Raw genomic sequence first — 18,221 nt, 5'->3', positions numbered from 1 at the left:
CCACGAAGGCCAGGTATGCGCCCGGACAGGAAAGCCACGCCCGTCGCCGTAGCCGTCTTCGTCCTGCAGACCGCGGGCAGCGGTGTGGCGGTGTACGGCATCCCGGTCTACATCGCGGCGTTCCTCCGCTCGGGCACGGTGAGCGCGGCCGGGCTGTCCCTGGCGAGTACCGGGTTCTTCGTGGTGGGCGCCCTGACCGGGCCGTTGTTCGCCCGGCTCGGACAGCGCAGGCCGAACCTGGTGATGCTGGGCGCGGTACTGGGCGGGACGGCGGCCATCACGGCGATGGCCGTCCGTCCCACCGGGATCGTCGTCATCGCCGCGTTCTCGACGCTGGGCGCCATCTTCAGCGGCGGACTCGTCGTGGTGGGGACGATCGTGCTGGTGCGGGTCTTCGACGGCAGACCCACGGCCGGGATGGCACTGGCGACCTCCGGCTCCTCGGCGGGCGGCATCCTGGTCTCACCAGTGCTGGCACTGCTGCTGACCACGCAGGCGGCCCTCACCCGGTCGTTCCTGGCGATCGCGGCGGGATTCCTGGTGATCAGCTGCGGCGCGCTGGCGCTCGGCTCCTGGGCGACGGCACGGCCTTCGCCGGTGCGTGCGCCCGTCGTCCCGGCCGGTCGGGTGCGACTCCTCCGGCACTGGCCGTTGGTCGTGGCGTTCAGCCTGGTCAGCGCCTCGCAACTGGGCGCGACCTCGTACATCGTGGCGACCGCGCTGTCCCGGGACTTCACCGGCGCGCGCATGACGGTCTCGGTCGCGACCGCGGCGGCCGTCGCCTCGCGGTGGATCGGCAGCGCCGGCATCCGGCGGCTGGGCCTGCACCGCTGGACGGTGACCAGCTTCTGCGCCCAGGCCGTCGGGGTCGCCCTGGTCGGTGTGGCGCCGTACGGGTGGGTCCTGTTCCTCGGGGCCGTGCTGATCGGGCAGAGCCTGGGCATCACCATCCTGATCCGGTCGCAGGTGATCGTGGAGCTGTTCGGGATCGACGAGTTCGCCCGGAAGTTCGCCCAGTTCCAGACGTGGACCAGCCTGGGTTCCGCGGCCGGGCCGCTGGTCCTCGGCCAGATCTACGCGACCACGCAGGACTACGTCCTCGCGTACCTCACGTTGTTCGTGCTCAACGCGGTGGCGGTGCCGTTCCTGCTGCCGTGGATGCGCACGCCCCGACCCCGACCCTGGAGAACCGATGAAGTCCGGCACCCTGACCGTTCCGCGCTATGAGGAGCTGCTGCGCCGCACCGACGCCCCGCCGGGGTCGTCGTGGCACGTGTTCGGCCCGGGCGACCAGCTCGGCACGCTGAACTTCCTCACCCCGCAGTCGGCCCTCGACGGCGCGGCGCTCGTCCGGCGCGGCCGGGTGTTCAACCTGGACCACCCGCTGAACACGTTCGTGCCCAGCCCGGCCGGCACGCGGCCGCCGACCGCGCACCACATCTTCGCCAACAACCCCCACCACCGGGACGACTGGCTGGACTCGTTCTACCTGCAGTCCACCTCCCAGGTGGACGGGCTGCGGCACATCCGCCACCCCCGGCACGGCTTCTACGGGGGCGTCGAGGAGTCCGACATCGACGTGGGCACTCCCTCGCTGGGCATCCAGCTCCTCGCCGAGAAGGGCATCGTGGGCCGGGGCGTCCTGCTCGACGCGGTGCGCTGGTTCGACAGCATCGGCGAACCGCTGGCGCCGAACGCGCCGCGGGGCATCACACCGTCCGACCTCGACGCCATGGCCCTGCACTTCGGGGTCGAGTTCCGCCCGGGCGACATCCTGCTGCTCCACACAGGATGGGCCCGGCACTGGCTGAACTGCACACCGCAAGAGCGCGCGGCGCGCACCGGCAGCCCGGGCCTGCACCAGTCGGAGGAGATGCTCGCGTGGCTGTGGGACCACCGGATCTCCGTCGCCGCGTCGGACAACGGCGGGCTGGAGTCGTTCCCGGTCGATCCGGGCTCCGGCTGGGTGGACCCGGACGAACCGCCGCCCCTGCGCGGGCCCTCGCACAACGGCATGATGCACCGCCCGCTGATCGCGCTGCTCGGTCTGATCATCGGCGAACTGTGGAAGCTCGACGAACTGGCCGAGGACTGCGCCGCGGACGGGGTCTACGAGTTCCTGCTGACGGCCAAGCCGCTCAACCTGCTGGGAGGGGTCGGATCACCGCCCAACGCGCTGGCCGTCAAGTAGCCCTGACCCGAACACAGACAAGGACGAACGCATGACGCAGACCGTGAACGCACTGTGGGACCCGGCGCTGGACGCCGACCGGCTGCAGGCCGACCCCGAGGTGGACGAGTTGCTCACCGGCGCCGTCGACCTGCACACCCACCCCGGCCCCAGCCCGTTCCCCCGCCGGATGTCCATCATCGACGCGGCCACCGACGCCGCCTCCCTCGGGTTCCGCGCCCTGGTGGCCAAGTCGCACCACCACAGCATGCAGACCGACATCCTCGCGCTGGAACAGGCCGGGCTGCAGGACGTCCCGGTCAAGGTCTACGGGGGCGTCGCGCTCAACCACACGGTCGGCGGGCTCAACCCCTACGCCGTCGAACTGGCCCTGCGCATGGGCGGCAAGGTCGTGTGGTTCCCGACGATCGCCTCGCGGGCGCACCTTGAGTTCCACGCGCACCACCACAGCGGCTTCCCGGTCGCGGGCGTACCGCTGCGCGAGAACGAGCCGATCAGCGTGCTCGACGGGTCCGGCAGGCTCAACGCCGCCACCCGCGACATCCTCGACGTGATCGCGGCCGAGTCCGCCATCCTCAACTGCGGGCACCTGCCGGCCGACGAGATCGACGTGCTGATCCCAGGCGCGCTCGAGGCGGGCGTGACGCGGATCGTGGTCAGCCACCCCGACTTCGTCCTCGGCGCCTCACCCTCGAGCATCGGCGACTGGTGCCGCAAGGGCGCCTTCGTGGAGCACTGCCTGGCGATGCTGGTCGGCCGGGAGCCGAAGGCCGAGCCGTTCGACCGGATCGCCGCGTTCTACCGGGCGGCCGGTCCCGGCCGGACGATCCTCTCCTCCGACCTCGGGCAGAAGGGCAATCCGCTGCCGGTCACCGCGTACCGCAGGATGGTCCGGGTGCTGCTGGACCAGGGCGTGGCACCCGCCGACATCAGGTCGATGACGGGAGGAAACGCCGCTCAGCTGCTGTCCATTTGAACCCCGGGCCGGTGGCTCGGTAGAGTCCGCTCGATGTGCGAGCGACGTGAGGAGCGGGCTTGACCAGCGGGGGCGGCACCGGCGACATCCAGGCGGTGCACCGCGTCGCGGAAATCCTGCGGCTGTTCACCCTCAACAAGCCGAAGGTCACCGTCGCCGAGGCCGCCGCGCAGATCGGCCTCAACCGGACCACCGTGCACCGCTACTTCACCTCGATGGTCCTCGACGAGATCCTCGAACGCGCGCCGGACGACGCGTCGGCGTACATGCCCGGGCGCCTGCTGCTGCAGCTCGGCGCCGTCGCCCAGGGCCAGCGGCGGGTGCTGGACACCGCCCCTCGTCACATGGACGCGCTGTCGGTCGAGACCGGCCGGTCGGTGGTGCTGTCCTTGTGGGGCGCGTCCGGTCCCGTGGTCTCGCTCGTCTCCGAGGCCGGCACCCATCCGATCCTGATCACCGTCCGGATCGGCTCGACCCTGGGGCCCGACTCGGCGCAGACCCGGCTGTTCGTCGCGCTGTCCAAGGACGAGGAGAGGGTGAAGCGGTACCTGGCCCGGATTCCGGACGAGGCGCGGACGGCGCTCGAGGGCACGCTCGAGCCGTGCCGGTCCCGCGGCCTCAGCCGGATCCGGGTGCCCTCGATCGACGGCGTGGTGCTGGCCGCGGCCGTCTTCGACGAACACGACGTCGCGGCCACGGTGGCCTTGGTGGGCACCACGTCCTCGTTGCCGGAGCACGCGACGGAGATGGAGTCGGCGCTCCTGCGGACGGCCGCCGCCATCACCGAGGAGCTGGGCGGCTCCGGCACCCGCGATGCGGCACTGGGCGACCCGGCCGTCTGAGCCTGCGGCTCGGCCGCTTGCAGACGGCCGGGGCGCGAGTTAGCGTCGAATATAGTCACTTATGTTGACTATCGAGGTTCATCCATCTCTCCGGCTGCAGGAGCGTGCACCATGCCGGACAACAAGTTCCACGAGTTCCTGACCCCCGACAACAGCGCCCTCGTCCTGGTCGACCACCAGGTGGGCCTCTACAGCGGCGTGCGGGACACCGGTCTGCTGGAGCTCAAGCACAACGTGGTGGCCTTGGCGAAGGCGGCGCAAGTGCTCGGGGTCCCGACCGTCGTCACCACCACCTCCGCGGACAGCCTGTGGGGTCCGCTGATCGGCGAACTGGCCGAAGTGCTGCCCGACGGGGCCAAGGTCATCGACCGCAGCACCGTCAACGCCTGGCACGACGACCGGGTACGTGAGCGCATCACGTCCACAGGGCGCGGCAAGCTCATCTTCTCGGGCATCTCGTTGGAGGTGTGCGCGACGCTGCCCGCCATCGCGGCCGCCGCGGAGGGCTACGACACCTACGTCGCGCTCGACGCGTCCGGGACGTTCTCCGCCGCCAAGCGGGAGGCCGGCCTCATCCGGCTCCAGCAGGCGGGCGTCATCGTCGGTGACTACGCCACGCTGATGGTCGAGATCCTCGGCGACAACGCCTCGGCCAAGGCCGCCGAGGTGTACGCGGCCCTCGACATGCCGTTCGCCGTGCTCGTCGGGCAGATCTCCGCCGCGTACGGCACGTAGCGCCGCGCGTCTCGTCCCGGTGCCGGGACCGCCATCGGCCCCGGCACCGGGATGACGCATGTCGCCTCGGCTACTCGCCGGTCTGCTGCCGCAGCCGCTCGTCCAGCCAGGTACGGGCCACGCCCCAGGCGTGCCCGTCCGGGTCGATCACGTCGAAGTGGTCCGCTCCGGGTGACATCACGAGCGTGACGTCCGCTCCCTTGGCCGTGGCCGCTTGCGCGTAGGTCTGCGCGTAGGCCGGTGGGATCACCTCGTCGGCGGAGCCGTGGACGACCAGGACCGGGACCCCGCCGTCGGCGAGTTCGACGGGGGAAGCGACCGCGTACCGGTCGGCGTGTTCCGCGACGCTCCCTCCGAGCAGCAGCCGGGCGATGCCGTCCCCGGCCTGTGCGGCCACCGCCGGCCACACGTCGGCGTGGGACGGCGGCGGCGCGTTGGGCGGGACGTCGGCATCGGAGTCCGTCATGCCGTTGCCGAGTGCCACCGCGTCGGCGTGGACCAGGTCCAGCACGCCGGCCAGCGACACCACTGCGATGGGCCTGACCCTGGGATGCGCGCCGGGAACGCCGTCCGGCAGGGCGGATCGGTGGGCGACCCATGTGGCCAGGTGCCCGCCCGCCGAGTGTCCGACCACCAGTACTCGGCTCGCGTCGACCGCCGGGTCGAGGTGGGCGACGGCGTCCACGGCCGCGGCCATGTCGTCGAACGTCCCCGGCCACCCACCGCCGGGTTCACCGATCCTGCTGTACTCCACGTTCCAGACGGCGTAGCCGCGCGCCACGAGGTCCTCGGCCAGCGGTACGACCTGCCGGCGGTCGAACATGGCCGTCCACCATCCGCCGTGCACCAGGACCACGACGGGGAAGGGACCCTCGCCCTCGGGGAGGTAGAGCTCTCCGACCTGGGACGGCCCGGGTCCGTAGGCGACGGTCCGCACGGCTCGGGAGCCATCGGCCGCGTCGTCGTAGCGCACCCCGCTGTCGGCGCTGACGAGCCGGTCGATCGTGGCGAAGAACGCGGCGATCTCGGGGAGGTTGCCCCCCTTCGCGCGTGACTCGTCGAAGGCCAGTGCGTCCGCCCATTCGACGACGTCCAGCCAGGTGTCGTCGGCGACGCGCACCAGGCGTGCGCCGATGAAGCCCCTGCGGTCCTTGCGGAACGCCGACAGCATGCCGGAGCGTGCCGACAGCATGTCCGACGTCCTGTCCGGTGCGACGACGAAAGTCGTCAGCTCGATCACAGACATCCTCAGCTCCTGACGGGAGATGCACGGAACACAATTAGTGAGCAAACTTGATAGTCACTGATCTTGACTATTCAACCTTAGGTGTCCGCGGGGACGGCTGCAAGTGAGGGCGGAAGCCGGGCGGAGGGCCGGGCGCCCTGTGCGCGGTCATCCACCGCGGTGAACACACGGGCGGTGCGCCCCGGATGCACAGCGGGCACCCGGCGAGGCCGCCACACTACGATCGACCGTAGTGAGGGACTCCAGACGCAAAGGGGTGGCCGGCCGTGCGGCGCAGTGAACGGAAGGTGACGGATCCTGACATCGGGATCATGTCCGCACGCCTGCTCTTCTCGGTCCAGAAGGAACTCTTCGAGAAGCTCGCCGAGCAGGGCCATCCCGAGCTGCGCCCCCAGCACGGCGCGGTCCTGGGATACATCGACGAAGAGGGCAGCCGGGCGACGGAATTGTCCCGGCTGTCCGGGGCCCACAAACAGGTCATCGGCAATCTGATCGACGAACTCGAAGCCCTGGGCTACGTGGAGCGCCGCCCGGACCCCAGCGACAGGCGCGCGAAACTGATCGTGCCCACCGCCCTGGGACGCGACCAGATGCGCAAGTCCGACGCCATCATGGCCGCCATCGAGGAGCGCCACGCCGAGGAGATCGGCGCGCAGGTGTACGCACGCTTCAAGGACGCGTTCCGGCGGATCACCACACTCCAGACCGAGCGGTTCGACGAGGCCACGACGCCCCGGCGGCGGCGCCCGGCGGCCGGGGACTGACCGTCTACAGGCGGGCGGTCATCCCGCCGTCTATCGCGAGCGCGGCTCCGGTAATGAACCCGGTCTCGTCGCTCAGCAGGAACGCCGCGAACGCGGCGATCTCCTCCGCCCGGGCCATCCGCCCGAGCGGATGCATCGCTTCGGCCGAGCGCCAGGAGTCCTCCGGCGTCAGGTCCGGGTCGGCCCGCGCGAGAGCCCGCGACAAGGGCGTGTCGACACCGCCGGTGACCAGGGCGTTGACCCGGACGCCGGCCGCGGCGGCGTCCAGCGCCGCCGACTGGGTGAGCCCGATGACGCCGTGCTTGGCCGCGTTGTAGGGGGCCATGTGCGGGTACGCGGCGACGCCGCAGACGGAGGCGTTGTTCAGGATCGCGCCCCCGCCGCTCGCCTGGAGCGCGGGTATCTCGTGCTTCAGGGCGTAGAAGACGCTGGTGAGGTTCAGCTCCAGGTCCGCGTGCCAGGCCCCGCTGTCGACCTCGGTGACCCTGCCGTCGGCGGTGGGGGCGCCCGCGTTGTTGAACGCGCCGTCGAGCCTGCCGTACCGGCTCAGCGCCTGCCCGACCGCCTCCTCCACATCGGCCTCCACGGTCACGTCGGTGGGCACGAAGGTCGCCTCGCCTCCGGCGGCCCGGATGTCGGCCGCCAGCGCCTCACCGACCTCCCGGCCGCGTGCCGCGAGGACGAGCTTCGCGCCTTCGCCCGCGACGCGCTCCGCCGTCGCCCAGCCCATGCCCGAGGTGGCCCCGGTGATCAGGATGACCTTCTCTGCGAAACGTGCGTACACGATCACTCCCCTGGCCGGTCGGGCCGGAAGGCGGAACTCCCACTCGAAACAGAAAGTAATAAGTCTTGATTGTCGCGATTTGCACCATAGAGGCTAGACCGCTTCGCACCCGGCGGCAACCCTGCCGGAACCGCTCCACCGCCCTAGGCTGACTGTTGTAGGGCAGGCCAGAAGGGAGCAGGTCATGGCCGACAACGCCACGACGAGCCACCCCGCGACCCACGCACTCCCCCGCTCCGTCACACGACTGGAGATCCCGGTCGGAGAGGATTACGAGGACTTCCGCGCCCGCTACGAACAGGCCGTTCCTCCGCTCGACTACCAGCGCACCTTCGAACTGGTCGCCGCCCGGGCGACGTGGAGCGCCGTGCGCGATCTGGTGGACGAGAACGCCCCACTGGGGTTCATGATCTACTGGAAGTTCGACGCGCAGCCCCTGTTCGGCGTCGCCGGGAACCAGGCACGCTGCACGGAGTACCTGATGGGCAATCACATCATCGCCGAGCGCATGTACCGGCACGATGCCGGAGCCCTCATGTACGCCCCCCTGCGCACCACGGTCCACGAATCCCCCTCCGGGGAGGCGCTGTTCGCGATCGACCGCCCCAGCGACACGGTCGCCGCGCTCGGGCGGCCCGAGATCACCGACGTGGGGCGGGAGCTGGACCGCAAGGTCGGAGTCCTCCTGCGTCACCTCGGGGTCCCCGTGCCCGAGGAGCTGACCTGACCAGGCGGCGCACCTAGGTCCTCGGCCCGCGTTGTCGTACCCCCGGCGTAGCATCCGCCCGGAGTCAGGGATGCGGTGTGCGGCTGACGGAGGCGCGTGGATGACGAGCACGACGGGGCAAGCCGAATTCGACGCCCTCAAAGGCGGCCTGGACCGGCAGCGCGAGCATGTCCTCGGGATCCTCGCCGGCCTCTGTGAGCACGACCTGCGCCGGCCGGTGCTGCCCAGCGGCTGGAGCTGCCTGGCGCTGGTGCGCCATCTGACCCTGGACGTCGAACGCTTCTGGTTCTCCGGCGTCATCGCGGGCGAGCCGGCTGTGGCCCGGCAGCTCACGGCAGGGGCGCAGGCACACTGGTCCGTGCCCGGGACGATGACTGCCGAGGAGGTCTTCGCCGACTACCGGGCGGCCGTCGAGCGTGCGGACGCCGTCCTGGCCTCCACGGCACTCGAACAGCCGCCCGCCGCCTGGCCCGAGGAGATCTGGCCCGACTGGCGGCTGCCCGACGTGCGCCACATCCTGATCCACGTGCTCACCGAGGTCGCCTGCCACAGCGGCCACCTGGACGCCGCCCGCGAACTGATCGACGGCACGACCTGGCTCGGCGGCGACCCCTACGCCCGTGGCTGACCGCAGCGGGACGTGAGGGTTCGTCAGGAAGCCGAAGGGCCGGGCCCGGCGTCCGCGATGCCCGCGGCGTCACGCTGGAGGCGGGCGAGGGCGTGGACCGTGTCGCGGGTCGCGGGGTACAGCTCCCGGTAGAGGCCGTGCAGCCTGGCGTACGCGGCCTCCGTGGCCGGGTCCGGTACGCACTGCTCGCGGACGGGGTTCCACGTCGCGGTGGCCGTCGTTCCACCGTCCCATCGGGCGGCGAGCCGGGCGGCCCCGTAGGCGGCTCCGACGGTGACGGTGGGGATGTCCTGGGGCAGCCCGGTGACGTCGGAGACGATCTGCGTCCAGAGCCTGCCCTGCGTGCCCCCGCCGACCGCGACGACCCGCTCGATGCCGGCGCCCGCCCGGCGCATGGCCTCGATGTTGTGGCGCACGCCGTGAGCGGTGGCCTCCAGCGCGGCCCGGTACAGGTCGCCGCGGGTGTGCTCGACGGTCAGACCGGCGATCACCCCGCGGGCGTCGGGGTCGGCGATCGGTGTCCGCTCACCGGCGAAGTACGGGAGCATCGCGAGCCCGCGCGCGCCGACGCCGCTGGCCGCGGCCTCCGCCAGCAGGTCCGCGCGGCCGGGTGAGCCGAACAGGCCGCGCAGCCACTCGGTGACCGCGCCGGAGGTGGCCATGCCGGCGGCGAGTGAGCGTGTGCCCGGGAAGGCGCCCACGGTGCTCCACAGTTCGGGCACGCGCAGCTGCCCGGTGACGGTGGCGATGAGGAACATCGTCGTGCCGTACATGAGCATCAGGTCGCCCGGCCGGGTCGCGTCGACGCTGACGGCCTCGGCCCAGGCGTCGATCGTCCCGGTCAGGACGGGTGTCCCCGGCAGGAGCCCGGTTGCCGCTGCCGCCCCGGCCGTCACCGTGCCGGCCTGGTCACCGGGCCAGCGCAGCTCGGGCAGCTCCGCGTGCGGCCACACCGCGTCCACCCAGGGGCGGTACCACTCCTGCGCCCGGCTGTCGTAGAAGGGGACCGACTGGCTTGCCGAGTGGTGGTCGAGCACGTAGGCGCCGGTGAGCCGGTGGGCGAGGAAGGAGGCCGGCATGAACAGCCGCCGTGCCGCACCGAACACCTCGGGCTCGTGCTCGGCCACCCAGGCCACCTTCGGCCCCACCGCCTGCGTGGACAGCACGCTCCCGCACCGGTCGAGGACGGCCAGGCGGCCGAGTTCGGCGTCGAGCCGGGCGATCTGCGCAACGGCCCGCGTGTCCACGCCGTACAGGACGGCCGGACGCAGCGGCCGGTTCGCGGCATCGGCCAGGGCGACGCACGGGCCCATGCCGCTGACGCCGACCGCCTCCACGCGCACACCGCCGGACAGGAGGTCGCGGGTGATGGCGCAGAACTCCCGCCACCACACCTCGGGGTCCATCTCGACGTGTCCTGGTCTCGGGCGGGAGACGGTGTGGGTGCGCACGGCGGTCGCGATCACCGTGCCCGATGCGTCGACCAGGACGCCCTTGCTGCTGGATGTGCCGACGTCGACACCGAGGAAGGCCATACCTGCATGTCACCACACGGGTGGGCCGTAACACCGAAAACGCGGTCCTGCTGTGGACGGGTGCGCATCATTCGCCGCCGGCCCCGCATTCAGTAGTTCCAGCGGTTCACACTGCCCTCGTCGCGGCAGAAGATCAGGCGGCCGTTGCCGGCGTGCGTGGACCGGCCGACGTCGGCGGCCCGGCAGAACTGACCCGCGTTGTAGCAGTTGCCCGCGTTGGAGACGATCTCGCACGTGGTGCTCGTGTCACCGCTTCCGGCCGAGCCGCTTCCGGAGCTGGGCGCGTCGTCGTCGCGGACCGGCGGGGAGTAGTCCGGGTCGTTGGTCCTGTCCTTGTAGGTGCCCTTCTTGGCAGGACAGGCCCCCTCCGTCAGCCACAGCGTCACCGTCGGATCGTTCTTGACCTGCGTCGTGGGGCCGGGGGCCTGGAAGCACACCTTCCAGGTGTCGTAGTCGCCCTCCTCGGCGGAGACGTCGTCGACGTCCTCGTCCGCGTAGGCGGCCTTGAGCGTGACGTCTCCTTCGGTCACCTTGCCGACGGCCTCGAGGGCCTTCTCGTAGCTGCGGCCGACGACCGCCGGCATGGTCGGCCAAGGGATCGGCCTGCCGTCCGCCTTGGGGCACGGGGCGCCGCCGGGCACCGTGGCGAAGTCGACGCTGTGGTAGGTGACCTGCTCGAAGCACACGGTCCAGTCGTCACCGGGAGCGGCATCCTGGTTGCTCGCGTCATGAGCGGAGACCGTGTAGCCGTGCTTCCGCGCGACGTGCTCCGCCGCGGCGAGCGTGCTCTCGACCTGACTGGTCATGGCCGCGGGCGCCACGGTCGCCGTGGCCGTCACCGTGGGCGACGGTTTGGCCTTCGCGCTGCTCTCGGTGTCCCCCTTGGCGGTGACGGCGGCGCCGCCTCCGGCGCCGAGGGCGAATATCAGGGCGCCGATGCCGATGCGCTTGAGCCACTTCCGTCGGCCCGGGGTGCCCGGGGACTGGGCCTGCGGCGGGGACTGCCATCCGGCACCCCAGGACGGGGAGTTCTGCGGGTTCACTTGCGTTCCTTGCCGGCGAGTCCGACGGGTGGCGGCGTCTTCGTCGCACCGGTCTGCTGAGTGGGAAGGATGGTGGACTTCGCCTGAGATTGCGGGAGATTATCGGATGAACCAGTCCCTGTCGACGCTCTTGACCGGCTTTCGTGGGTTCGCCATCCCAGCCGACCGGACGCGGCGAACCGCACGCGCCAGCCGGCCGCCGAACAACCCACCCCGGCCAGCGGTCTGACTGTCGCTCAGCCGGCTTGAGACCTCCTCGACGTACGGGAACAGCCCTACCTCCCAGGCAACTTGAGCACGCGCCCCATGCCGGAAGCGGCACCCGGCCCCGGCGGGAAATCCCCGGTCTTCGCATCGCGCACCGAAGGGCGCCCGGCCCGCTTGCCCGGGCGTCCCGAGTCGCCGGCGGGGACACCGGGCGGAGGCGGCCGGCCGCCTCCGCCCGTCGGCTCCGGTAAGTCGGGTGACGGACCGCCGCGGGCCTGGTAGAACAGGCGCCGATGGGCATCCGGGAGCGCGACCGCAAGGTGTACCGGCCGCTGCGGCGGGCCGGCCTCGAGGTGATCCCGAACGCCGTGCCGGACGGCACGATGCCGTTCGTCCACGGGTACGCGACCGAGGACGTGGGCGGCAACATCTCCCACCCGTACGACACCCCACGGCTCGTCGAGCGGCTCAACGAGGACTGGTACGACCTCGCCGTCGCCTCGGGGCTCTTCGACCATCGCCGCGAATTCCTCGTCCAGCTTCCGCAGGGCGCCCGAACGCACCAGGCCGCCCTGTGGAACCTGCACAACGGCGGCCACGTCGCGCCGGCGGTCTGGGCGCGGGTCCGGCTCCTGGAGCGCTGGGACATCATGGGACGGGGCGCGGCATCGGCGTTCCTCGGTGTCCACGCGGGGCATCCCGGCTTCGCCATGATGGCCCTCGACGGCAGCGTGTACCTCTGCGCCTCGACGGGCGAGGCCGGCGTCGACGTGCTCACGGTGCGCCACCCGGACCGCTCGGAGAACGTCCTGCGGCACCTGGAGCGGATCGTGCTTGACGCCAGCCCCTACGTCATCCGCGCGTTCAAGGAGCGGATCGCCGTCTGGCTCGCCGGTCGCACACCGGACGCCGTCGGCCTTCCGGGCGGCTGACGCCGCGATCCAGGCGACAGGCGGCAGGCCACGGCCGGGGGCGACGGCCGGGAGGCAAGTTGATCGTTGCACCACACACCCATTAGGCTCTTGCCTGATCAAGTAAATTGTCGGACGTGCAGGGCGCTCCCGGCGAACGGTGAGCCGACGAGGACGCCTGACACGCCACCGGCCTGCCACGCACCGGGGAACAACAGGAACGAGCGGCCGGTCAGCGCCGCGCATGTGAGGGAGGAACCCGGGTGTCCGGCAGATCACACAACCCCTACGGCTTCTGGTACCGGCTGGCCGCGGCCATCGCGAAACCCGTGCTGTTCGTCCTCGTCAGGCACCGGTGGCGCGGGCACGAGCACATACCCGCCGAGGGCGGTTTCATCACCGCCGTCAACCACATCTCGTACTTCGACCCGCTCACCTACGGGCACTTCCAGTACAACAGCGGTCGGCCGCCCCGGCTTCTGGCCAAGGCCTCCCTCTTCACCATCCCCTTCGTCGGCATGGTGCTGCGCAAGACCGGCCAGATCCCCGTCCACCGTGGAACCGCCGACGCCGCGCTGGCGCTCCGGGACGCGATCGCCGCCGTCAACAAGGGAGAGTGCGTCGCGGTCTACCCGGAGGGCACCGTCACGCGCGACCCGCAGCTGTGGCCGATGGCCGCCAAGTCAGGTGCGGCACGCATCGCGCTGACGACCGGCGCGCCCGTCATCCCGGTCGCCCAGTGGGGCGCGCACCGGATCGCACCGCCTTACGCGCGCGGGGGACGCGGCAACCGCAGGGTGTGGCTGGTGCCCCGCCAGACCGTGCACGTCGTGGCGGGACCCCCGGTCGACCTCAGCCGCCACCACGGCAAGGAGCTCACGCCGGGCGTTCTGAAGGACGCCACGGAGGACATCATGACCGCCATCACCGCGCTCCTCGCCGACATCCGCGCCGAGCAGCCGCCCGCCGAACGCCACAGCGTGCGCCGCGCCGCTCGCGAGCGCGGCAGGTGACCCGCGGCGCTGCGGGGACGCGCGCAGCGGCAATGGGTACTGCCCACAGGTGAGTTGATCGTCGGACGTGTCACGGCCCGTGGCGGAGGGTTCTCCGCCACGGGCCGTTCAGCGGCGCCCGGGGGCCCAGCCGTCACACGCTCCGGTCGCGCCCCCGCCCCCGCGCCGGGGTGCGCGCCGTCACGATGGGCTCGAGCAGCCGCCGCGGGGTGTTGATCGCGCTGGAGACGGGATCGTCGTCGGCCCCCTGAGGCCGGAAGCCCGGTCCGGGTTCCATGCGGATTTCCGGGACCGGAACGGCCGCACCGCATTCCCGGCAGCGTCCGTCGGGGTCGAGCAGGCCCCCGTCGAGGTCATGGCGGATGAGGCGCTTGGTTCCGTTCGGGGAGTAGAAGGACTCCCCCCAGTTCATCAGAGCGTGAACGGCCGGCCACAAGGCGATGCCCTTGGCCGAGAGCCGGTACTCGACGCCGCCCGCCGCGTCGTCGCGTGTGAGCACGCCTTCCTGCACCAGCGTCTTCAGCCTGCTGGTGAGGACGGCCCGCGGGATCCCGAGCTGCGTGGCGAAGTCCCCGAACCTCCGGACCCCGTAGAACGCGTCGCGGACGATCAGGAGCGTCCATCGTTCTCCGACGACTTCCAGCGTCCGCGCGAGGGGGCAGTTCCCGTCGGCGTAGGTGTTGGGCAGGGTCATGCCCACCATCCTACCAGGAGCGGTTCACTCACCGAACTGATCGGTGCTACCGTGGACCCGAGATCAGTTCAGTCACTGAACTGGCCGCATTGAGCTCGGGAGCATGCCGCATGTACCAGTTCCTCGTCTCCTTCACCGTCCAGCCCGATCACCGCGACGACTTCGTGCGGGCGGCCCGGAAGACCGCGCAGGACTCCCTCGCGAACGAGCCCGGCTCCCACCGGTTCGAGGTCATCGCCGACGAGCAGAACCCGGACGTCTTCTACCTGAACGAGGTCTACGCGGACGTGGACTCGTTCAACACCCACGCCACCGGACCGTACTTCGCGGCGTTCTTCGCCGAAGCCGCCGCCTACGCCGAAGGCCCGACGTGGCTCATGCGGGGCAACCTCGTCGGCGACAAGACCGCCGTCTGACGCGGGGAGGGCGAGCGATGACCATGTCCGGAAGCCCGGGGCGAACGCGCAGGTACGTCCTCGCGGAGCGGCCCGCCACGCTGGTCGGGCCGCTGCAGGAGGGCGTCCTGCGCTACGAGGAGGACGTTCCCGTGCCGCGGCTCGAAGCGGGACAGGTGCTGGTGGAGGTCGGGTGGATGTCGCTGGACGCCCGCGGCCAGGAGCTGGATGAACGACATCCCGACTTCCCTCCCGCCCTCACCCCTGGGTGAGGTCATGCGCGCCCTGGGCGCCGGTACGGTGACCGGGACGCAGCACCCCGGCTTCGCCGTCGGGGACCGGGTCTGCGGTCTGCTCGGCTGGCAGGAGGACGCCCTGGTGGACGGCGCCGTCCTGCGCCGCGTCCCCGGAGGCGTGCCCCTGCACGCCTCGCTGAACACCTTGGGCATCGCAGGCCAGACCGCCTGGCCGGGGCTGCACGACATCGGGCGGCCGAAGAAGGGCGAGACCGTCGTCGTGACCGCGGCGGCCGGCGCCGTGGGGTCGATCGCCGTCCAGCTCGCGGTCGCCGTCGGCGCCAGGGTGATCGGTGTGGCCGGAACGCCGGACAAGTGCGCGTGGGTGCGGGAGATCGGCGCCGAGGAGTGCATCGACTACCGGGAGCAGGACGTGTCGGCGGCCTGCTCGCGCTTGTGTCCCGACGGAGTCGACGTCGTGTTCGACAACGTCGGCGGGGCGACGCTCGACGCGCTGCTCCCGCACCTGGCGGTCGACGCCCGCGTCGTCCTGTGCGGCGCGATCTCCCGCTACGACGGGGGACGCGGCCCGGGCCCCCTGCACAACTGGTTCCACCTGCTGCCCAAGAGGGCGCGGATGGAGGCCTTCATCTACATGGACCACCAGGCGCGCTTCGACGAGATCGAGGCCGACCTCCTGCCCCGGGTAGCCGGGGCGAGCTGCGCAGCCGCGAGCACGTGATCGAGGGGCTGACCGCGGCCCCGGCAGCCCTCCAGAAGGTCTTCGACGGCACGAACACGGGCAAGCTCCTCGTGCGCGTCGGCCACTCCTGATCCACCCGTGCCGCGCGGGCCGTCCGGCCGGCCATGGCACATCGCCCACCGCAACGAAGAGGTCGATCATGTCGTCCGTACTCATCACCGGCGCGTCCCAAGGCATCGGGCGCGCCATCGCCGTCGAGCTGGCGGCTCGGGGCCATCGCGTGATCGCCACCGCACGCCGCCCGGAGACGCTGGTCGGCCTCCCCGTCGACCGGCGCCTGCGGCTCGACGTCACCGATCAGGAGAGCGTCGACCAGGCCGTCCAGGACGCCGGCGAGGTCGACGTCCTGGTCAGCAACGCCGGGGAGACCGTACGCGCACCCCTGGAGAGCGTCCCGCTCGCGGAGGTCGAGCGGCTCTTCCGGCTCAACACCCTCGGAGCGCTGCGGGTGGCGCAGGCGGTGCTGCCGGCCATGCGCGAAAGGGGGGCGGGTCGTCTCGTCTTCGTCTCCAGCATCCAGGGACGCCTGGTGCTGCCGATGATCGGCCCCTACGGCGCCAGCAAGTGGGCGCTGGAGGCGCTCGCCGAGACGCTCGCCATCGAGACGGGTCACTTCGGCATCAAGGTGAGCATCGTGCAACCCGGCGCCGTCTCCTCCGGTGGCGGGGAGCGCGCCAAGGTGTTCCTGAAGGAGGACGACCCCTACGCCCCGCTCTACGCGGCCCTGCCCGCCCTCCGGGGTGAGCTCATCACCCCCGAGGAGGTGGCCGCCGTGGTGGCCGACACGATCGAACAGCCCGCGCCCGCGCTGCGCGTGCCGGTCGGCGCGCCGGCCGAGCAGGTGTTGCGGGCCCGTAAGCAGGCCCCGGAGAGCGAGCCCTTCCTGATGGCGAAGATCAACTGGTAAGGGCCTCGGAGGCACCCTTCGCCTGCCACAGGTCGCGGAGCAGGGCGATCTCGGCCATGTGGTGGATGAGTTCCAGGTTGCCGCCCGCGAGCACGCCGACGAACGGCTCGTCGGGGTCGGAGCCGTACGGGTACTGCGAGAAGCCGATCGTGTCGAGCTGCTCGTCGGTGACGGTGGCGACGCTCTCGCGCCAGCGGTCGATCACCGCCCAGAACCGCTGGAGCGCCACGGCCGCGGAGGGCGTGAAGTCGACGAGCAGCTTGGGCTCGTGCCGCCGTTCGCCGAAGGTCCACTCCCATCCGCCCGCGAAACAGAAGTGCAGGTGCCCCAGGCGCCACGCGATGGTCGTGAACGGTGCTCGGTCGGGCTCCGGCGGGCCGGTGTGGGCCAGGACCTGCTCGACCCGTTCGACGCTCACGCTCCAGTCCTCGGCGATCTTGTCGATGGTCATGCCGCCCGCGGCCTGCCGGGCCACCTCCGCGTACTCGCTCGCCGGGATGTCCGGGGCGCCCAGGTCGAGCACCCACTCCCCCGGACCGAACGCCCTGGGCGTCTTCGCCTCACCCCGCCGACGGATCGACCAGCAACCGGGCACCGGCTCCCACAGGTACTCCTCGTCGCCGAGCCCCTCGAGCCGCACCTGGGCCATCTCCCGGGCGTGGTCGAACTGTTCGAGCAGCAAACCCAGTCGGTCGGTCCGCGCGCCCTCTGTCGCCATGTGCCCGGCTCCCTCCGCGGTCGCGTTTCGTCGCTGCGCACAGGCGAAGCTAACGGCTCACCTCACGGGACGCGACCGAATTCCCGGCCCGCGCCCTCAGCGCTCGGCACGGGGCGCATGGTGCACAGCGCTCAGATGCGGACGCCGAACTGGAACGGCATGTTGTTGATGGACTCGTAGCGCACGAGCGTGCCGGTGCGCGGCGCGTGCAGGACCATGCCGTTGCCCGCGTAGAGGCCGACATGATGCAGGTCGCCGTAGAAGAGGACGAGGTCGCCGGGCGCGAGCTGGCTCATCGACAGGCGGGTGCCCGCGTTGGCCTGCAACTGGGAAGGCCGCGGTATGTGTGCGCCGGCCTGGGCGTAGGCCCAGGAGGTGAGGCCGGAGCAGTCGAAGGCATTGGGACCGGAAGCTCCGTAGACGTACGGCAGGTTGAGCTTGGTCTTGGCCGCTGCGAGGGCGGCGGCGGCGAGCGAGGAGGCCGGCGGGACGTTGCCCAGGTCGACGCGCTCGTTGGAGCGGTTGGCGCGGGCGTCGGCGGCGGCGAGGGAAGCGCGCTGGGAGGCGGTCAGCGAGTTCAGGAGCTTCTGCGCCTCGGCGAGCTTCGCCTGGACTTCCTTCTTCTTCTCGCCCAGTTCGGTGCGGGTCTCGTCGAGCTCGTTGAGCTTGCTCGCGGCCTCCGCCTTCTGCTGGTTGAGGGTGCGCTTCTTCTCCGCGATCTGCTGGAGCGCCTCGGCCTGCTTGGTGCTCAGCTGGTCGAGGGCGGACGCCTTGTCGAGGTAGGTGTCCGGGTCGGCGGAGAGGAACAGCTGGAGCGTCGGGTCGATGCCGCCGCTGCGGTACTGGGCGCTGGCGAGGGTGCCGAGGTCGTCCTGGAGGTCGTTGAGCTCCGACTGCTCGCGGGCC

21 protein-coding genes are annotated in these 18,221 nt (G+C 71.4%); 14 read left to right on the top strand and 7 right to left on the bottom strand.

What is annotated here, in order from left to right:
* The first annotated feature begins 15 nt into the window (after window positions 1-15).
* The 5 genes from PV350_RS07990 to PV350_RS07970 all read left to right on the top strand — a co-directional run bounded on the left by PV350_RS07990 (window position 16) and on the right by PV350_RS07970 (window position 4,744).
* Complete coding sequence (locus PV350_RS07990; protein ID WP_500333229.1) at window positions 16-1,227, top strand: MFS transporter; 1,212 nt, start codon at window positions 16-18, stop codon at window positions 1,225-1,227.
* Window positions 1,193-2,191 carry a cyclase family protein gene (locus tag PV350_RS07985; protein ID WP_499508937.1) on the top strand — a complete coding sequence of 333 codons (999 nt, stop codon included), beginning with the start codon at window positions 1,193-1,195 and terminating at the stop codon, window positions 2,189-2,191. The genes PV350_RS07990 and PV350_RS07985 overlap by 35 nt, the downstream gene beginning before the upstream one ends.
* 31 nt (window positions 2,192-2,222) lie before the next feature.
* On the top strand, window positions 2,223-3,167 hold the full coding sequence (locus PV350_RS07980; protein ID WP_499508938.1) for a DUF6282 family protein: 945 nt from the start codon (window positions 2,223-2,225) through the stop codon (window positions 3,165-3,167).
* A 59-nt stretch (window positions 3,168-3,226) separates the two neighbouring features.
* On the top strand, window positions 3,227-4,009 hold the full coding sequence (locus tag PV350_RS07975) for an IclR family transcriptional regulator (RefSeq protein WP_499508939.1): 783 nt from the start codon (window positions 3,227-3,229) through the stop codon (window positions 4,007-4,009).
* 111 nt (window positions 4,010-4,120) lie between these two features.
* A complete protein-coding gene (locus tag PV350_RS07970; protein WP_499508940.1) occupies window positions 4,121-4,744 on the top strand; it encodes an isochorismatase family protein in 624 nt (207 codons plus the stop codon).
* Window positions 4,745-4,814: 70 nt separating this feature from the next.
* Here PV350_RS07970 and PV350_RS07965 read toward each other — a convergent pair whose 3' ends face one another.
* Complete coding sequence (locus tag PV350_RS07965; protein WP_500333228.1) at window positions 4,815-5,990, bottom strand: alpha/beta hydrolase family protein; 1,176 nt, start codon at window positions 5,988-5,990, stop codon at window positions 4,815-4,817.
* 311 nt (window positions 5,991-6,301) lie between these two features.
* Here PV350_RS07965 and PV350_RS07960 point away from each other — a divergent pair, with 311 nt between their 5' ends.
* Window positions 6,302-6,754, top strand: a complete 453-nt coding sequence (locus PV350_RS07960) for a MarR family winged helix-turn-helix transcriptional regulator (protein WP_500333227.1) — start codon at window positions 6,302-6,304, stop codon at window positions 6,752-6,754.
* A 4-nt stretch (window positions 6,755-6,758) separates the two neighbouring features.
* Here PV350_RS07960 and PV350_RS07955 read toward each other — a convergent pair whose 3' ends face one another.
* A complete protein-coding gene (locus PV350_RS07955) occupies window positions 6,759-7,538 on the bottom strand; it encodes an SDR family NAD(P)-dependent oxidoreductase (protein ID WP_499508943.1) in 780 nt (259 codons plus the stop codon).
* Window positions 7,539-7,722: 184 nt separating this feature from the next.
* Here PV350_RS07955 and PV350_RS07950 point away from each other — a divergent pair, with 184 nt between their 5' ends.
* Window positions 7,723-8,265 (top strand): DUF302 domain-containing protein, encoded by a 543-nt coding sequence (locus tag PV350_RS07950; RefSeq protein ID WP_499508944.1) that lies wholly within the window; start codon window positions 7,723-7,725, stop codon window positions 8,263-8,265.
* Window positions 8,266-8,365: 100 nt separating this feature from the next.
* Window positions 8,366-8,893, top strand: coding sequence for a DinB family protein (locus PV350_RS07945; protein ID WP_500333226.1), 528 nt, complete (start codon window positions 8,366-8,368; stop codon window positions 8,891-8,893).
* A 23-nt stretch (window positions 8,894-8,916) separates the two neighbouring features.
* Here the strand turns inward: PV350_RS07945 and PV350_RS07940 are convergent, their stop codons facing one another.
* Window positions 8,917-10,428: an FGGY-family carbohydrate kinase gene (locus PV350_RS07940; protein ID WP_499508946.1), complete on the bottom strand. Its 1,512-nt coding sequence runs from the start codon at window positions 10,426-10,428 to the stop codon at window positions 8,917-8,919.
* Between the two features lie 89 nt (window positions 10,429-10,517).
* Window positions 10,518-11,471: a PASTA domain-containing protein gene (locus PV350_RS07935; protein WP_499508947.1), complete on the bottom strand. Its 954-nt coding sequence runs from the start codon at window positions 11,469-11,471 to the stop codon at window positions 10,518-10,520.
* A gap of 500 nt (window positions 11,472-11,971) precedes the next feature.
* On the opposite strand from PV350_RS07935, the gene PV350_RS07930 reads away from it, so the two are divergent.
* Together PV350_RS07930 and PV350_RS07925 are read left to right on the top strand one after the other, a co-directional pair.
* The gene (locus tag PV350_RS07930; protein ID WP_500333225.1) at window positions 11,972-12,610 is read left to right on the top strand and encodes a hypothetical protein; all 639 of its coding nucleotides are present in this window, start codon (window positions 11,972-11,974) and stop codon (window positions 12,608-12,610) included.
* 242 nt (window positions 12,611-12,852) lie between these two features.
* The gene (locus PV350_RS07925; RefSeq protein ID WP_499508949.1) at window positions 12,853-13,602 is read left to right on the top strand and encodes a lysophospholipid acyltransferase family protein; all 750 of its coding nucleotides are present in this window, start codon (window positions 12,853-12,855) and stop codon (window positions 13,600-13,602) included.
* Window positions 13,603-13,735: 133 nt separating this feature from the next.
* Here PV350_RS07925 and PV350_RS07920 read toward each other — a convergent pair whose 3' ends face one another.
* A complete protein-coding gene (locus PV350_RS07920) occupies window positions 13,736-14,296 on the bottom strand; it encodes a winged helix-turn-helix transcriptional regulator (RefSeq protein WP_500333224.1) in 561 nt (186 codons plus the stop codon).
* A gap of 110 nt (window positions 14,297-14,406) precedes the next feature.
* On the opposite strand from PV350_RS07920, the gene PV350_RS07915 reads away from it, so the two are divergent.
* The 4 genes from PV350_RS07915 to PV350_RS07900 all read left to right on the top strand — a co-directional run bounded on the left by PV350_RS07915 (window position 14,407) and on the right by PV350_RS07900 (window position 16,597).
* Window positions 14,407-14,712: a putative quinol monooxygenase gene (locus PV350_RS07915; RefSeq protein WP_499508951.1), complete on the top strand. Its 306-nt coding sequence runs from the start codon at window positions 14,407-14,409 to the stop codon at window positions 14,710-14,712.
* A gap of 17 nt (window positions 14,713-14,729) precedes the next feature.
* Complete coding sequence (locus PV350_RS07910) at window positions 14,730-14,963, top strand: hypothetical protein (RefSeq protein ID WP_500333223.1); 234 nt, start codon at window positions 14,730-14,732, stop codon at window positions 14,961-14,963.
* Complete coding sequence (locus tag PV350_RS07905; protein WP_500333222.1) at window positions 14,920-15,669, top strand: zinc-binding dehydrogenase; 750 nt, start codon at window positions 14,920-14,922, stop codon at window positions 15,667-15,669. Before PV350_RS07910 ends, PV350_RS07905 begins: the two co-directional genes overlap by 44 nt.
* A 160-nt stretch (window positions 15,670-15,829) precedes the next feature.
* A complete protein-coding gene (locus PV350_RS07900) occupies window positions 15,830-16,597 on the top strand; it encodes an SDR family oxidoreductase (protein ID WP_500333221.1) in 768 nt (255 codons plus the stop codon).
* On the opposite strand, the gene PV350_RS07895 is transcribed toward PV350_RS07900, so the two are convergent.
* Both PV350_RS07895 and PV350_RS07890 read right to left on the bottom strand, forming a co-directional pair.
* Window positions 16,587-17,315 carry a DinB family protein gene (locus tag PV350_RS07895; RefSeq protein WP_499508954.1) on the bottom strand — a complete coding sequence of 243 codons (729 nt, stop codon included), beginning with the start codon at window positions 17,313-17,315 and terminating at the stop codon, window positions 16,587-16,589. The two genes, PV350_RS07900 and PV350_RS07895, sit on opposite strands and share 11 nt — an antisense overlap.
* A 131-nt stretch (window positions 17,316-17,446) precedes the next feature.
* Window positions 17,447-18,221: C40 family peptidase (locus PV350_RS07890; RefSeq protein ID WP_500333220.1), on the bottom strand; the 775-nt coding region annotated here is incomplete at its 5' end.

The organism is Streptomyces sp. PA03-6a (assembly GCF_033792765.1).
Lineage (GTDB): Bacteria > Actinomycetota > Actinomycetes > Streptomycetales > Streptomycetaceae > Actinacidiphila.
This window is presented reverse-complemented; position numbering and strand designations above follow the sequence as displayed.

Excerpts from the sequence above, each read along its gene's own strand:
- PV350_RS07940 (WP_499508946.1), bottom strand. The coding sequence starts at position 10,428 with ATGGCCTTCCTCGGTGTCGACGTCGGCACATCCAGCAGCAAGGGCGTC.
- PV350_RS07945 (WP_500333226.1), top strand. The coding sequence starts at position 8,366 with ATGACGAGCACGACGGGGCAAGCCGAATTCGACGCCCTCAAAGGCGGC.
- PV350_RS07950 (WP_499508944.1), top strand. The coding sequence starts at position 7,723 with ATGGCCGACAACGCCACGACGAGCCACCCCGCGACCCACGCACTCCCC.
- PV350_RS07900 (WP_500333221.1), top strand. The coding sequence starts at position 15,830 with ATGTCGTCCGTACTCATCACCGGCGCGTCCCAAGGCATCGGGCGCGCC.
- PV350_RS07905 (WP_500333222.1), top strand. The coding sequence starts at position 14,920 with ATGAACGACATCCCGACTTCCCTCCCGCCCTCACCCCTGGGTGAGGTC.
- PV350_RS07930 (WP_500333225.1), top strand. The coding sequence starts at position 11,972 with ATGGGCATCCGGGAGCGCGACCGCAAGGTGTACCGGCCGCTGCGGCGG.
- PV350_RS07980 (WP_499508938.1), top strand. The coding sequence starts at position 2,223 with ATGACGCAGACCGTGAACGCACTGTGGGACCCGGCGCTGGACGCCGAC.
- PV350_RS07965 (WP_500333228.1), bottom strand. The coding sequence starts at position 5,990 with ATGTCTGTGATCGAGCTGACGACTTTCGTCGTCGCACCGGACAGGACG.
- PV350_RS07895 (WP_499508954.1), bottom strand. The coding sequence starts at position 17,315 with ATGGCGACAGAGGGCGCGCGGACCGACCGACTGGGTTTGCTGCTCGAA.
- PV350_RS07990 (WP_500333229.1), top strand. The coding sequence starts at position 16 with ATGCGCCCGGACAGGAAAGCCACGCCCGTCGCCGTAGCCGTCTTCGTC.
- PV350_RS07985 (WP_499508937.1), top strand. The coding sequence starts at position 1,193 with ATGAAGTCCGGCACCCTGACCGTTCCGCGCTATGAGGAGCTGCTGCGC.
- PV350_RS07960 (WP_500333227.1), top strand. The coding sequence starts at position 6,302 with ATGTCCGCACGCCTGCTCTTCTCGGTCCAGAAGGAACTCTTCGAGAAG.
- PV350_RS07970 (WP_499508940.1), top strand. The coding sequence starts at position 4,121 with ATGCCGGACAACAAGTTCCACGAGTTCCTGACCCCCGACAACAGCGCC.
- PV350_RS07920 (WP_500333224.1), bottom strand. The coding sequence starts at position 14,296 with ATGACCCTGCCCAACACCTACGCCGACGGGAACTGCCCCCTCGCGCGG.
- PV350_RS07915 (WP_499508951.1), top strand. The coding sequence starts at position 14,407 with ATGTACCAGTTCCTCGTCTCCTTCACCGTCCAGCCCGATCACCGCGAC.
- PV350_RS07910 (WP_500333223.1), top strand. The coding sequence starts at position 14,730 with ATGACCATGTCCGGAAGCCCGGGGCGAACGCGCAGGTACGTCCTCGCG.